This is a genomic window from Rhizobium phaseoli (genome assembly GCF_001664385.1).
GTDB classification, from domain to species: domain Bacteria; phylum Pseudomonadota; class Alphaproteobacteria; order Rhizobiales; family Rhizobiaceae; genus Rhizobium; species Rhizobium phaseoli.
This window is the reverse complement of sequence record NZ_CP013532.1, coordinates 2,443,756-2,457,859: the sequence shown is the minus strand read 5'-3', so window position 1 is coordinate 2,457,859 and position 14,104 is coordinate 2,443,756. Positions and strand designations below refer to the sequence as shown.

14 protein-coding genes are annotated in these 14,104 nt (G+C 62.2%); 7 read left to right on the top strand and 7 right to left on the bottom strand.

The window, feature by feature from the left end:
* Positions 1-307 precede the first annotated feature (307 nt).
* Positions 308-691, top strand: a complete 384-nt coding sequence (locus tag AMC88_RS11955) for an Hpt domain-containing protein (RefSeq protein WP_004672766.1) — start codon at positions 308-310, stop codon at positions 689-691.
* A gap of 276 nt (positions 692-967) precedes the next feature.
* A complete protein-coding gene (locus AMC88_RS11950) occupies positions 968-1,288 on the top strand; it encodes a 2Fe-2S iron-sulfur cluster-binding protein (RefSeq protein ID WP_012484018.1) in 321 nt (106 codons plus the stop codon).
* A gap of 408 nt (positions 1,289-1,696) precedes the next feature.
* Here the strand turns inward: AMC88_RS11950 and AMC88_RS11945 are convergent, their stop codons facing one another.
* Positions 1,697-2,323 (bottom strand): DUF922 domain-containing Zn-dependent protease, encoded by a 627-nt coding sequence (locus tag AMC88_RS11945; RefSeq protein WP_012484017.1) that lies wholly within the window; start codon positions 2,321-2,323, stop codon positions 1,697-1,699.
* A 102-nt stretch (positions 2,324-2,425) separates the two neighbouring features.
* Here AMC88_RS11945 and folP point away from each other — a divergent pair, with 102 nt between their 5' ends.
* The 3 genes from folP to folK are packed head-to-tail and all read left to right on the top strand — an operon-like array spanning position 2,426 to position 4,162.
* Positions 2,426-3,295 (top strand): dihydropteroate synthase, encoded by an 870-nt coding sequence (gene folP / locus AMC88_RS11940; protein WP_064825846.1) that lies wholly within the window; start codon positions 2,426-2,428, stop codon positions 3,293-3,295.
* Positions 3,292-3,657 carry a dihydroneopterin aldolase gene (folB, locus tag AMC88_RS11935; protein WP_012484015.1) on the top strand — a complete coding sequence of 122 codons (366 nt, stop codon included), beginning with the start codon at positions 3,292-3,294 and terminating at the stop codon, positions 3,655-3,657. Before folP ends, folB begins: the two co-directional genes overlap by 4 nt.
* Positions 3,650-4,162, top strand: a complete 513-nt coding sequence (gene folK / locus AMC88_RS11930; RefSeq protein WP_012484014.1) for a 2-amino-4-hydroxy-6-hydroxymethyldihydropteridine diphosphokinase — start codon at positions 3,650-3,652, stop codon at positions 4,160-4,162. The genes folB and folK overlap by 8 nt, the downstream gene beginning before the upstream one ends.
* A 68-nt stretch (positions 4,163-4,230) precedes the next feature.
* Here folK and AMC88_RS11925 read toward each other — a convergent pair whose 3' ends face one another.
* The 4 genes from AMC88_RS11925 to AMC88_RS11910 form a co-directional block, all read right to left on the bottom strand.
* Positions 4,231-4,782, bottom strand: a complete 552-nt coding sequence (locus tag AMC88_RS11925) for a hypothetical protein (RefSeq protein WP_012484013.1) — start codon at positions 4,780-4,782, stop codon at positions 4,231-4,233.
* A 210-nt stretch (positions 4,783-4,992) separates the two neighbouring features.
* On the bottom strand, positions 4,993-6,072 hold the full coding sequence (locus AMC88_RS11920) for a YcjF family protein (RefSeq protein ID WP_012484012.1): 1,080 nt from the start codon (positions 6,070-6,072) through the stop codon (positions 4,993-4,995).
* Positions 6,069-7,544, bottom strand: a complete 1,476-nt coding sequence (locus tag AMC88_RS11915; RefSeq protein WP_012484011.1) for a YcjX family GTP-binding protein — start codon at positions 7,542-7,544, stop codon at positions 6,069-6,071. The genes AMC88_RS11920 and AMC88_RS11915 overlap by 4 nt, the downstream gene beginning before the upstream one ends.
* 132 nt (positions 7,545-7,676) lie before the next feature.
* Positions 7,677-8,171: a SixA phosphatase family protein gene (locus AMC88_RS11910; RefSeq protein WP_010011368.1), complete on the bottom strand. Its 495-nt coding sequence runs from the start codon at positions 8,169-8,171 to the stop codon at positions 7,677-7,679.
* A 275-nt stretch (positions 8,172-8,446) separates the two neighbouring features.
* On the opposite strand from AMC88_RS11910, the gene dksA reads away from it, so the two are divergent.
* Positions 8,447-8,866 carry an RNA polymerase-binding protein DksA gene (gene dksA, locus AMC88_RS11905; RefSeq protein ID WP_008525884.1) on the top strand — a complete coding sequence of 140 codons (420 nt, stop codon included), beginning with the start codon at positions 8,447-8,449 and terminating at the stop codon, positions 8,864-8,866.
* Positions 8,867-9,070: 204 nt separating this feature from the next.
* Here dksA and AMC88_RS11900 read toward each other — a convergent pair whose 3' ends face one another.
* Together AMC88_RS11900 and AMC88_RS11895 are read right to left on the bottom strand one after the other, a co-directional pair.
* Positions 9,071-9,706, bottom strand: coding sequence for a DUF1062 domain-containing protein (locus tag AMC88_RS11900; protein ID WP_064825320.1), 636 nt, complete (start codon positions 9,704-9,706; stop codon positions 9,071-9,073).
* A 406-nt stretch (positions 9,707-10,112) separates the two neighbouring features.
* Positions 10,113-11,147, bottom strand: coding sequence for a flagellar biosynthetic protein FliO (locus AMC88_RS11895; protein WP_064822130.1), 1,035 nt, complete (start codon positions 11,145-11,147; stop codon positions 10,113-10,115).
* 298 nt (positions 11,148-11,445) lie between these two features.
* Here AMC88_RS11895 and cckA point away from each other — a divergent pair, with 298 nt between their 5' ends.
* The gene (cckA, locus tag AMC88_RS11890) at positions 11,446-14,049 is read left to right on the top strand and encodes a cell cycle histidine kinase CckA (RefSeq protein ID WP_012484007.1); all 2,604 of its coding nucleotides are present in this window, start codon (positions 11,446-11,448) and stop codon (positions 14,047-14,049) included.
* Positions 14,050-14,104: the final 55 nt, after the last annotated feature.

Genomic DNA, 14,104 nt, shown 5'->3' with positions numbered 1-14,104 from the left:
AAAACACTACCATTATCCACTCACTCGGCAAAGGCGCGTACCATAAACCCGCTCCACCAGTATCGTAGTGACACATCTGGGCTCTTCACACAATTAATGAAGGCTTGAGATTTGCGGCTTGTTAACCCGTTGTTAACAATTTTGAATCCGGGACCCTGCTTAAAAACCAATAATTTAGGGATATTTAACGGACGTTAACCATATGCCGAGATTTCCGTGCCCGCTGTGCCGGAATTTAACGGGATGGCCACCCTCCTGGCGCAGAACTGTTGCAAGCGCGGACGACGTGAGACGGGAGAATTGGCAAATGGCGGCCCAGATGGCAGCATTGAATATCGTATTCGAGGCGCCGGACAATGCAAAGGGACCCTGTCCCTCCATGGTCCGGCCGATCGATCTGGTTCATCTCGCAAAGCAGACGATGGGCGACAAGACGCTGGAAATCGAAGTCCTTCAGATGTTTGCCCGCCAAGCCCGCGCGTGTCTCCAGGATATTGCGAGCGGCGAGACCGTGCGTGTCGGAGCCGCCGCGCACCGGCTGAAAGGCGCGGCAAGTTCGGTCGGCGCATTTCGCGTGTCACAGACGGCGGAAGTCATCGAGGAGACCGGCGGAGATGCCGGTGCGATGGCGGCGCTGGGCGCTGCCGTCCTCGACGCGGAGAATTTCATCCTGAAGCTCTGCCGCGGCTGATCTTTCTTTCACCGTCTTTGGAGCCACAGCGCCGCACGTCTTTTCAGACACTGTAGCGGTTTGAATGGCCGTGTAATCTTATCCTTAAGGAATTGCGCAGCAGGCCCGCTGTTCCATTGCGGAACCACGGGTCTTTTTGCGACGTCCGATATGACGCATTGAAGACGGCGGGCGACCGCCTGATCTGCGAGGTTATGGCGAATTTCCCAATGTTGACTGATGCGTCGAATTGTCGGAAGTAGAGCCGCCCACCCCTTTGAAGACCGGATAGTCCTGATGCCCAAACTTACCATCGTCGCCTTCGACGGCACGCACTTCGACCTCGACGTCGATCAAGGCTCCACCGTGATGGAAAATGCCGTGCGCAATTCGGTGCCCGGCATTGAGGCCGAATGCGGCGGCGCTTGCGCCTGCGCGACCTGTCACGTCTATGTCGACGAAGAATGGACGGAGAAGGTCGGCCAGCCGGAAGCGATGGAAGAAGACATGCTCGACTTCGCCTTCGATGTGCGCCCGACCTCGCGGCTCTCCTGTCAGATCCGGATGAAGGCTGCCTATGACGGGCTCGTCGTGCACGTTCCTGAACGTCAGGCTTGAGGCCGGCGCCTAAAGCGCGTCGCATCAAATTCACGCGATGCGCTTTGTCCTTTGTTTTGATGCCTGTCGTTATCCCGGAAGCGCTGCACACTTCCGGCGACATGCATTCGCCGCGGTCGCTGCCATAGCCACAAAAAAGACGCCTCGCGCGCTGGTGCGAGCGAGGCGAGGCGGGCGCATTACCTACGGATGAGGGAGGAGCATCCGCGGCTTCGGAACGCGCCAGGAGAACCCAGCGAGGAAAGTCCAGATACCGTAGCTGAACTTTCGAATGTGTTCATATTAACGCGTTCCGGTTGAGTCTGCCAGAATGAAAAATGACCATTAAAACGCTGGGGAGCGCGCAAGTTTCACACAAGTTTTGTTGCGCAGCTAAGTATTTCCCCTCGCAAGCAGCTTAAAAAACCTTTATTTTCCGCCGGCTCGGCCGTTGATTCGATTATTCAGCAATCTCAACATGCGCTTCTGGAAATTGACGGCTTCAACCCGGTCGAATCGCGCCTGCTGCCGATCGTGCTCCTCTATACCGCGAGCTGATTCGTTGGAGACGAGTTCCTGCATGGCCTCGCAGGTACGCTGCTGCGGCAAGGCGCGGATGGCGCGTTCCATGGCGCGGGCCTGATCTCTGGCGATCTCCGCATGGCGCTCCTCATGGCGCTTGATGTCGCTCGACAGTGCATCCCAGATCAACGACAGCTCTTTGCTCGCGCCACGGCGGCTGCTCCAGCGCGGCAGGATGATCTGGGTGTGGACCGTGACCTTGACGTTGCCGATGCGGCAGCGGCCGCCGTCCTGAATATAGGTGGCTTCGCCGCCGAAGCGGATCTTGGTGGCGCCCGGATGGCGCGCCGACGAGCCGCTCGCCGTCGGGCCGCGACGGCTGAGTTCGCGGTCGAGCTCATCGGCGGTTTTGCCGCTGATGTCGAAATAGGAGTAGCTTTTCGATGCGATCACTTCGGCTGCCGCGGGGCTGCTGACGGAAAGAGCAATGGAAAAGGCGACAGGAAGGCACATATAACGCACTGCAAGCGGCATTCTGAACGCAACCCATGTTGAAATCGACAGGAGCTTGGGGCATAGCCACCGCAAGCGCAATATCGGATGGCGGCTTTTTTCGTCATCAATAGGACAAGTCTGGTGATAGGGCTCGAAGGCAGTTTATGGCGTGTCGGCCATGGCCGGGAGATCGAACTCGGCCGTCGTTCGGTGATCATGGCGATCATCAACGTGACGCCGGACTCCTTTTCCGATGGCGGACGCTTCAAAACCGTCGATGCCGCCGTCGAACACGCGCTGCAGGCGGTGAGCGATGGCGCCGCGATCGTCGACATCGGCGGCGAATCGACCCGGCCGGGCGCCGCACCGGTCAGCCCTTCGGAGGAGCAGGCGCGGGTGCTGCCCGTCATCGAGGCATTGCGCGGCCGCACCCAGGCGCTGATATCGATCGACACCTATCGCGTCGAGACAGCGCAGCTTGCGGTCAGCGCCGGCGCCCATATCGTCAACGACGTCTCCGGACTGCAGAAGGAGAGCGGTATCGCGGAACTGGCCGCGGCGACAGGAGCGGGGCTCTGCATCATGCATACCGGCCGCGACAGGGTCAAACTTGCCGATGTGATCGCCGACCAGGTCCATTTCCTCGAACGATCGCTTGCGATCGCCGCCGCGGCAGGTGTCAATGGTGACCGCATCGTGCTCGATCCGGGCTTCGGCTTCGCCAAGGAGACGGCAGAGGAGAATCTGGAACTGATGGCACGGTTTTCCGAGCTTTCGCGCTTCGGCCTGCCGTTGCTCGCCGGCACCTCACGCAAACGTTTTCTCGGCACTGTGACCGGACGCGAGGCGGCAGACCGGGATGTGGCGACGGCTGCGACCAGCGCGCTGCTCAGGCTTCAGGGAGCAGCGGTTTTCCGGGTGCACAATGTCGCAATCAACAGGGCTGCGCTTGATGTCGCCGATGCTATGCTCAATGCGCGCCAGAAATTCGAGAGGAAGCGGCCGACATGACCACCTACACGATCACGCTGCAGAACTGCGCTTTCTTCGCGCGCCATGGCGTGCATGACGAGGAGGAAATCCTCGGCCAGCGTTTCTTCGTCGATGCCGAGCTCGATGTCGTCGCCGGCGAGGCGCTGAAAAGCGACTCGATCGACGATACCGTCAATTACGGCATTGCCTTTACCGTGATCGAGCAGATCGTCACCGGCAAGCGACGCTATCTGATCGAAGCCCTGGCGCTCGATATCGCCAAGGGGCTCTGCGAGACATTTCCGCAGGTCCGGCGGGCGAAGATCACGGTGCGCAAGCCGAACGCGCCGGTGCCCGGTGTGCTCGATTTCGTGCAGGTGAGCGTTGAGCACTTTGCCTGAGGCGGCATGGCGATCCGCCACCCTCGGCCTCGGCGGCAATGTCGGCGAGCCGGTGAAGGCGATGGCAGCGGCGCTGCAAAGGCTGGACGGGCACGACGATTGTCGTGTTACCGCCGTGTCGCGGCTTTATCGCACGCCGCCCTGGGGCAAGACCGACCAATCGTTCTTCTTCAATGCCTGCGCCGCCGTCGAAACTCGGCTTCCTCCGGAAGCTTTGCTCGATGTCTGTCTGTCGATCGAACGTGAGATGAAACGCGAGCGTATCGAGCGCTGGGGGCCGCGTACGCTCGATATCGACGTGCTGACCTATGGCGACGTCGTTCAGGAGGCGCCGCGGCTGGAACTGCCGCATCCGCGGATGACCGAGCGCGGTTTCGTGCTGATGCCGCTTGCCGATATCGCCCCGAGCCTTGTTGTCAGGGGGCGGCCGGTCAGCGACTGGCTGCTAGACGCTGACGTGACGGGCATCGAGGTCGCCGACGATAGCGGCGCCTGGTGGGCTTGAAGCAGGGATCCTGAAACGCGAAACGGCGGGAAACCCGCCGCTTCAGGAAAGTCCGTGATGCCATCTGTCTACTGGATGGAGCCAACAGCCATTTCATCGACCTGACGCGTCAATGTCAGGCCGATAACCGGAATCATCTGGCTTTCAACCTTGACCGAAACGGTGACGTTCATCGTCTTGTCGTCACGCACGCGGGCAATCATCGCGCCATTCAGCTTGGCGCGGTTGATGCCGACCACGACGGTGTCCTCGGTGACGGCGCCGGAGACGACGTCAAGACCTTTGCCGGCGGCGCCGTCGAGAAACTTGCCCTTATAGCTGGAGCCCGACTGCGAGATCACCGCGGTCATCGGCTGCTTGAAGACGCCGACGCGGCAGGTGCCATCGAGTTTGATGCCGGCATTGCTGTCGCCGGTGGGTTCACCGACCAGGTTGCAGGTGAACTTCGTACCCTTGTACTTGCCGGCGACGATCTCGCCGGGGCCCTTCCATGAGCCGGCGACGGAATCGAAAAAGGCCTTGTCACGGGTTGCGGCGGTGGCTGCCGGAGCGACATCTGCGACCGGCGACAAAGCCGCGGCGGCGAGGCCGCATACGAAGAGAAACTTGCGCGAATACATGGATTTTCCTTGGCAAACACCACTCACGAACTGGCAGCAAGTTTTGCCGAAGAATGGTTAATCCTTCCTTTCGATTGTGCCGAAATGCGAGGAGCTGTTAGGTGGCCATGCCGCGCGGCTTTTAATAGTCTGCCTATATCGGATTGAATATGTTCAGTTTATTCTATGTTCACGCTAGGGGAGGCGACGGCTGCGGAATCGCCTCGTCAGTTAAGGATTGTTGCCGCGCGGTGACATCGAAGGTGTGAGATCGGCGATGAAATCGCCGATTCCCGGTCGCTTCAGCGTGCGAAAGGCAAGCGGCCGGCAGAGATCCATGGCGGCGATTCCGATACGGGCGGTCATCAGGCCGTTGATGACACCCTCGCCGAGTCGGGCCGAGAGCTTCGAGGCAAGGCCATGGCCGAGCACCTGCTGGACGAGGCTGTCACCGACGGCGATCGAGCCGGTGACCGCGAGATGCGCCAGCACATCGCGCAGAAGGCGGAACATGCCGAGCGTGCCGGGGCGGCCGCCATAGAGTTCCGCCATGGCGCGGATGAGGCGGACGGCCTCGTAGAGCACATACAGCAGATCGACGACCGCGCGCGGGCTGACGGCGGTGACGATCGAGACACGCTTGGAGGCGTTGACGATCAGGGCGCGCGCCTTGCGGTCGAGCGGGGCGAGCAGCTCTCGTTCGGCCAAGGCCATTAGATGCGGAGGGTCGATGACCTCACCCTCGGTCGCCTTCAGCGTCGCACGTCCCTTCGATGTCTCGGGATTGGCGGCAAGCAGCGTGGTGAGTCGCGCAAGGACGGCGCGCGCCTTCGCCGGTCGTGTTTCGAGGATCGCTGCTTCCGCTTCGGCCTTGATCGTCTGGACAGCGGCAAGGCGCATCATGCCTGCGGTCTCGCGGATGACGAGGGCAAGCACGGCGAGGATGCCGATCGCGAGCACACCAAGGGCTGCGTAACCCAACCAGTCGGCGCGGGTGAAGAGATCGCGGATCAGCCGGTCGGTCCAGAGGCCGAGGCCGAGCGACAGCAATATGCCGAAGGCGCCGGCGGCGATCTTGCCGAAGGAGGTGCGCCGCTTGCGCGGAGTCGCGACCGGCGGCGCGATTAGATCGCTGTCAGGATTGATGAAGGGATCATCCTCGTCGGGCGTCACGACGATATTCTCAGAGAAGCTTTCCGGTTTGCGCCGCCCTTGCTGTTGGCGGCCGCTATTGCGGGGCTCGGATGCTTCATCTTCGTAAGCGAAGGCGGCGGGCGGGCGGCGCGGCGGATCGGACGGGGGCTTGCTCATGCGAGACGGTCTCCGAACAGGAACTGCATGGCGCGGTCGAGGCGGATATGCGGCACCGACAGCTTGATGCCGCTGCCGGTTTCCTCGAGATGCGGCGGGCGAAACCTGACGACATTAACTTCGGGCAGGGTTTCACCGGTCTCGCCCGAGGCGATACGGTCAAACAGGCCTTCCGGATCCTGCGGCAGGTCGCCGGGAAAGATCGCCGTCTTTCTCTGGCCATCGAAGCATTCGCCGGCAATGGTTTCACCCGCCATCGGCGTACCGACGATGACGGGCAGGTCATGGCCGTCACGTTTGACCGATGCCTCTCGAGTAGCGCGCACGGAGGCGAGCGCCATGACATCGATGCCGGCGCCGGCCATGCCGATGCGGGCGATGGCGCGATCGACGAGGCGGCGGGTCAGCGCGTCGAGCCGGTCATGGCTCTCATGATGGAGATGATCGGCCTTGGTGGCCGCGACCAGCACGCGGTCGATACGGCGGCCAAGCAACGAGGAGAGCAGCGAATTGGTACCCGGGCGGAAACAGGCGAGCACATCGGTCAGCGCGCGTTCCAGATCCTGAACGGCTTCGGGGCCGCGGTTCATCGCCTGCAGCGCGTCGACCAGCACGATCTGGCGGTCAAGGCGGGCGAAATGCTCGCGGAAGAAGGGTTTGACGACCACCGACTTATAGGCTTCGTATCGCCGCTCCATCATTGCCCAAAGCGAGCCGCGATCGGGACGCCCGTCGGGCGGCAAGGCGAGCGGAGCGAAGGTCAGCGCCGGCGAGCCGTCGAGATCGCCGGGCAGGAGCAGGCGCCCGGGCGGCAAGGTGGAGAGCGAGCGTTCGTCCGCCTTGCAGGCCTTGAGATAGTCGGCAAAGGCCGTGGCAAGGTCGCGGGCGACCATCTCATCGGCGCCGGCATTGATGTCGGCGGCACGTGTGAGCGACAGCCATCCCTGCGACAGTGCGGAACGGACGCCGGCTTGCGCAAGCGCAATCGTCTCCTCGCTGAAGGTGCGGTAATCCTTGCCAAGCAGCGGCAGGTCGAGCAGCCATTCACCGGGGTAATCGACGATATCGATCGACAGCCGGCCAGGCGAGAACAGGCGATTCCAGCCGCTGGCGCTCTGATAATCGAGCGTGATGCGCAGTTCGGAAATGGCGCGGGTCGAATCCGGCCAGATGCGCTCCTTCACCAGCGCCCGGATATGATCCTCGTATTGGAAGCGGGGCACGGCATCGTCAGGCTGCGGCTCGAGCCGCACAGCGGAAACGCGACCCGATTGCACCGGCTCGAACAGCGGCAGTCGGCCGCCATGCAGCAGATTGTGAACAAGCGAGGAGATGAAAACCGTCTTTCCGGATCGCGAGAGGCCGGTGACGCCGAGCCGCACTGTCGGATTGACGAGCCCGTTCGCCCGGTCGGCGAGATTGTCGAAGGCGATGCGGGCGTCGTCGGCAAGGGATGTCAGGCGTGGCGGCAAGGCGCGATTCCGATTGATGACTGCCGGCAATATAGGAAGGCGACGTTGTCCGAAAAAGAAGTGGCGCGAACGCATTTCCCTTTTCCTGGGATAACGAAAACTCCTGCCACTCTTCGAATTGCTCCGACGATTTCAGACGACAACGAAATCGGTAAGGCACCAGGCGTTGATGGAGGCAGCGAAATCGATGACGGCAAGGCCTGCCGTCGGAAAGCCGCCGGGAAGGGCGCGGGCCATCGCCTCGGAGCCGATCAGTGTCTCCAGCGCCTGCTCTATGGTCGGATTGTGGCCGACAAGCATGACGGCCGCCGCCTCCTGCGCATCGATGATTTCCAGATAGGTGTCGACGGTGGCGTTGTAGAGCGCATCGACATAGCGCACGTCGAGCCCGACGCCGACCGCCCGGTGGACGGCGTCGGCGGTGTCGCGGCAGCGCAGCGCCGTCGAACTGATGAGAAGATCCGCACGGTAGCCCTTGTCGGCTGCCTGGTCGGCGATGATCTCGGCATCGCCATAACCTTTTTCGTTGAGCGGCCGGTCGAAATCGCGTTGCCCGGGTTCGGCCAAGGCGGCCTCGGCATGACGCAGGAGGTAGATGCGATTGGGCGGAGGCAGCGGTACGGTCATGGGCAAATCCAGGATCGGCGGGTCTTTTCAGTAGCGGTTGCGATCAGCCGCCGTCAACCGCCAGCCGTGTCGCAAAGCCGCAAAACGGGGCCGATAACACGGCGTTTTGAAGGCGAAACAAAAAATGCCAGCGGGAATAATTAAGAGAAAATAGCCCGTTAGCCGAAAATTGTAACAGATTTAAAAATCTGTTTAGCTGTCGTATTTGGCTTGAATCGCGGCTAGCGCTTGGGATATACACCCGCCCAGATGAGATGTTCTTCAGGAGAATCGCGTTGAGTGAGAAGATCGATCTTAGCAATTACGTTCCCTCGGAAGAGGAAGAATTCATGAACGTAAACCAGCGAGCCTACTTCAGGGCCAAGCTGGTCGCCTGGAAAAACGATATCCTTAGAGAAGCGCGCGAAACACTCGACCATTTGGCTGAGGAGAGCGCAAACCATCCCGATCTCGCCGACCGGGCATCGTCCGAGACCGACCGGGCGATCGAACTTCGCGCTCGTGACCGGCAGAGAAAGCTGATCTCCAAGATCGACGCGGCGTTGCAGCGCATCGAAGACGGGACCTATGGCTATTGCGAGGAAACCGGCGAACCGATCGGTCTCAAGCGCCTCGATGCCCGCCCGATCGCGACACTGTCGATCGAGGCGCAGGAGCGGCACGAACGTCGTGAAAAGGTCTACCGCGACGAGTGACGGTTTTCATAGGCAGAAACACCTAGGGCGCCGCGATCTGATCGCGGCGCCTTTTTGTCGAGTGGCACTTCCGGCTTGTCGATCGGTCTTCGCGCCGCCCATGCAGGCGCGTCGCATCAAACTTGATTCATGTGACGCCCTTCAGCCTTTGTTTTTATGCATGTCGCTGTCCCAGAACCGCCACACGCTTCCAGGCGACGTGCATCAGAGCGGGGCACTTGTAGCCAGAGGCTTCCAAAGCCGCTCCCGTTCTGCCTCCATGGCGAGATCGATCGTGACGAGCGTGCCACTCCTGATCCGCCGCCGCATGATATCCGCCCCGCCAGGGTCCGTTCGACATAGGCCCTGATCACGCAGAGCCTGCAGCCGCGAGCGCGAGATTTTCAACTCCCCGGCCAGCAGTCGATCCAGGCGGATATTTGTGGCGAACTGGGCCGCCAGTTCGATTTGCAGGCATGTCCAGCCCGCGATCTCGTGCCGTATCTTCTTGGCGATGTCGAATTCGGCGAATTCGTCTACCCGCTGTGATTTGCGCCGCAGCCCATCGAGATTGAAGGTTTCTGCGCGAATCCAATCGGGGTCGTTCGACTGCAGCGCATCTAGCGTCAGCGGATCGATGTCACGGATATTCCGGCGCTCTAGGATTGGCCGGTTCCATGTCCTTTCGCAGGTGAGGCATTTGTAGATCAGCCAGGCGTCGAGTTTGCGACCGTTGGCATTCAGCCGGATCTTGTCGCTGGCTCGGAAAGCTCTGAGGCCTCCGCATCCGCCACACGCAATCCATGGCCGGGGCGCTGTCTTAGGGGTAATGGTCCATCGGACCCGAAGCGTCTTGCACATAGCGTCTTGGTCTTCCGTTCGGAAGTCCACCAAGATGGTGCATGAGAAACCCTCGCGGGCGCGGTGTGGCGATGTTGTGGGCGGCTGAAGAGCTGAGCAGCGGAACTGCACATGGCACATTGTAACAATGCCAAACCGGTCTCTCGCCACCACCCGATGAACATTGTCGCATGCCGCCAGCATCTCGCTGTGCGGCAGTACGGGGTGAAATTGGAGTGAGACCGGTATTTACTTAGGCAAAGTGTGACCTCTATGCGCCAAAGCTCTTCGCGCCGATTGATAACAAATGAACGACGCGGTGGGGAGGCCCGAAGTGCTTCAGGGCTGAGAAGCCGCGGCATTGCGGCATTTATGCAACTTCATGATGAGGTCACGAATGCGCGCAACCGGGCTTGCCGGTGCGGCATCACTTATCGCGATTGACGCTCATTTCGCCGAAAATGCGGGCAACTTCCTTCTGCAGCTCGGTATCGGCACCGGTGATCGGGGCAAGCTCGGGATCGCGGCGCGGCAGGTTGGCCGGCTGCGGCGCGGCCGGGCGCGGGGTCTGGTTTGCCGGGACCGGCACGATGCGCTCGGCCGTCAGATTGTTCGCCATTTCCTGTTCCAGCACCCGCTGGAAATCACGGCGAACCGCCGCTGCCGATTGCGCAGCCGCTTCGTCATCGAGTGTTGCGGGTGCGGTGCGCGGCACCGGCCTGTCGGGGGCGGAGACCTCTGGATCGATGCGCTGCTGTGGCAGGACCCGCTGGCGGGCGGCGTCAAGGATTTCGGCGGCGCTCGCCGTATCGTGATATGGAGCGGGCTGTGCAACCGGTGGGACAATCGGTTGCTCCGGCGGGCGCGGCTGGAGCGGAGCGGGGCGCGGAGAATGGTCGCGTTCGGCCGACAGCGGAGTTGTCGCGGGTTCCGCCGGAAGCGGGCTGGTGGCCACCGGCGGCGGCACGGCCGGTTGGGCCAACGGTTCGGGGCGCGGGCGCGGCTCCGGCGCGGCTGGGGCCGCGAAGGCGGGCTCGGCGGCAGGCTCGCTACGGGCGGCAGGCGGCGGACGGGTTACGGAAACGGGCGGTGTTTCAGGGCGCGGGACGATTGCTGGCCGCTCCCCGGCCGGCTCGGGCCGTCTGACGCTTTCGGTCTGTTCGGCCGCCTCGGCCAGGATGCGGCTTTCGATGACGATGTCGGTCGGACCGCCGATCATGATCAGATGTTCGACGTCGTCACGGCGCACCAGCACCAGCCGGCGGCGGGTATCGACGGCTGCCGCATCCAGCACCTGCAGGCGGGGCTGACGGTTGCGGCCGCCGCGCACGAAGGGCGAGGGGGCGCGGCTTCGGATCAGCCAGAGCGCCAGAATGAGCAGGAGAAGCGCCAGGCCGACGCCACCGGCTGCAAGCAGGAAACGGCTGCCGTAAGCTCCGACAAGATCATCGAACATAGTCATTCACTCCATTTCGCATTCGGCACATATTGACGACTTTTCCGTTCCTTAAACAAGGGCCGAAGGTCCTGTCCAGTGACGCGGGAAGGCGATCTCCTATTGTGCCGGATGACGGCTGCCGGCTTGCGCACGGGCAGCAGCGGCGGCTTCCGAGGCAGATGGCGCGCTAGCCTGTGAATTCAAGCAGTCTTGCCGGTGACCGGTGTTTTTGCCGGCGTGGCAAATTGCTAAGAAGGAAAGAGTGCCTGATTCCTGCTTCGTGTTCGTGCTATGAAATGGGAAGGGCTTATGCGAGGAATACATGACGAAACCGCGTCAGGCCGACGATTATAACGCACCGCTTGTGGATCGTGGGGGGCGTTCTGGCACGGTTTTGCGGATTCTCCTGTTAGCGCTCGTGCTGATCGCGGCAGCCGGTGCCTTCGTCGTCTTCAAAAGATCTCTCGACAACGAAATGGTGCTTGGCGGCCTCGGCGTGCTCGCCATGGTCGGGATCTTCTTCCTGGTCTCTTCGGTCATCGGCTTCATCGAGGTGATGCCGCAGCACCAGTCCGACAGCCTGGCGCGCGCCTTTCTCAACAGCCACCCGGATGGGACGCTGATCACCGACGACAAGGGCCGGATCATCTATGCGAACGCTGCCTACGGCGCTCTGACCGGGGCGCGCAAGGCGACCGAAGTCCAGACGCTCGAAACGCTGCTGTCGCGCCATCGGGAATCCAACGAGGCGCTCTATCGGCTGGTCAATGGTCTGCGCGAGGGCAAGGAAGGCCGCGAGGAATTCCGGCTGCTGCGCGCCGTCGGACCCGGCTCCAACAGCTCGGGCGCGCATTGGTATCGGCTGAAGGCGCGGCTGCTGCATCAGGAGGACAATAGCGGCAAGCCGCTGCAGATCTGGCAGATCACCGACATCACCGCCGAACGCGACGATCAGGAGCGATTCTTCAAGGAGTTGCAGAACGCGATCGACTATCTCGATCACGCACCCGCCGGCTTTTTCTCCGCCGGCCGGAAGGGCGAAATCTTCTACCTGAATGCAACGCTTGCCGAGTGGCTGGGCCTCGACCTGACCAAGTTCCTGCCGGGCTCGATGTCGATCGGCGACTTGGTGGCGGGCGAGGGGTTGGCGCTGATCCAGTCGGTACAGGCCGAACCCGGCCTGAAGAAGACCGTGACGCTCGATCTCGATTTGCGCAAGACCAACGGTCAGAGCCTGCCGGTGCAGATCATCCACAGCGTCACTTCGATGCGCGACGGCGCGCCCGGCGAAAGCCGGACGATCGTGCTGGCGCGCGAAAAGAGCAGCGAGAGCGGCCAGTCCGCTTCGGCCGCCGCCATGCGCTTCACTCGCTTCTTCAACAACACGCCGATGGCGATCGCCTCGGTCGATGGCGACGGGCGCATTCTGCGCACCAATGCGCCTTTCCTGAAGCTGTTTTCCAGCGTTGTGTCGCGCGACGATCTCGAGAAATCCCCCTCTCTCGAAACCATCGTGCAGGAGAGCGACCGGCCGCAGCTGGCCGCGGCGCTGGCGGCGGCCAAGGACCGGCAGGGCGACATCGCGCCGCTCGACACCCGCACGCCGACTGACGAGGCGCGCTATTTCCGCTTCTATGTCAATGCGGTCATCGACCAGAGCGACGAGGCGCCGGAGGAAGCGGCGATCGTCTATGCCGTCGAGGTGACCGAGCAGAAGGCGCTGGAAGCGCAGATGGCGCAGACGCAGAAGATGAACGCTGTCGGCACGCTTGCCGGCGGCATTGCGCACGACTTCAACAATGTGCTGACTGCGATCCTGCTTTCGTCCGACCATCTGCTGCTGCAGGCACGTCCTTCCGATGCGAGCTTCGCCGACCTGATGGAGATCAAGCGCAACGCCAACCGCGCCGCCGTGCTGGTGCGTCAGTTGCTTGCCTTCTCGCGCAAGCAGACGATGCGGCCCTCGGTGCTGAACCTGACGGATGTGGTCGGCGACCTGCGCATGCTGGTCGACCGGCTGCTCTCCGGCACCAATGTCAAACTCGACGTGCAATATGGCCGGGATCTCTGGCCTGTTAAAACTGACCTGTCGCAGTTCGAGCAGGTGCTGATCAATCTCTGCGTCAATGCGCGCGATGCGATGCCGCAAGGCGGTACGCTGACGCTGCGCACCCGGAATCTGACGGCTGCCGACGTTGCCGCCTTCAACTATTCCTACATGCCCGCCGAGGACATGGTGCTGGTCGAGGTCACCGATACCGGCACCGGCATCGCGCCTGATATCATGGACAAGATCTTCGAGCCCTTCTTCACCACCAAGGATGTCGGCAAAGGCACCGGGCTTGGTCTCGCCATGGTCTACGGCATCGTCAAGCAGTCCGGCGGTTACATCCAGCCGGAATCGGAAGTGGGTAAAGGCACGACCTTCCGTGTCTTCCTGCCGCGCCATATCCCCGAGCCGGCGGTTGCCGCCGAAGCCGGGGCGATCGACAGCGCCATTGCCGCAGTCGGCACGCCCCCCGAGGCCCCCGCTGCGCAGCAGCCCGAGGACCTGACCGGCTCTGCCGTCGTCCTGCTCGTCGAAGACGAGGAGGCGGTGCGCCGTGGCGGCAAGCGAATGCTGGAAACGCGCGGCTACACCGTTCATGAGGCGGGCTCGGGCGTCGAGGCGCTGAGCATCATGGAAGAGCTTGAGGGCAAGGTCGACATCGTCGTTTCCGACGTCGTCATGCCGGAAATGGACGGCCCGACGCTGCTGCGTGAGCTGCGCAAGACCTATCCCGACCTGAAATTCATCTTCGTCTCCGGTTACGCCGAGGACGCCTTCGCCCGCAACCTGCCGCCGGATGCGAAATTCGGGTTCCTGCCGAAGCCGTTTTCACTCAAGCAGCTCGCTGTGGTCGTGAAGGAGACGCTGGATAGTTAGCAGCTCGGCCATGAATCCATCAACTCGAGCGGCTGAGAGCGGGGGAGCGGGCTGG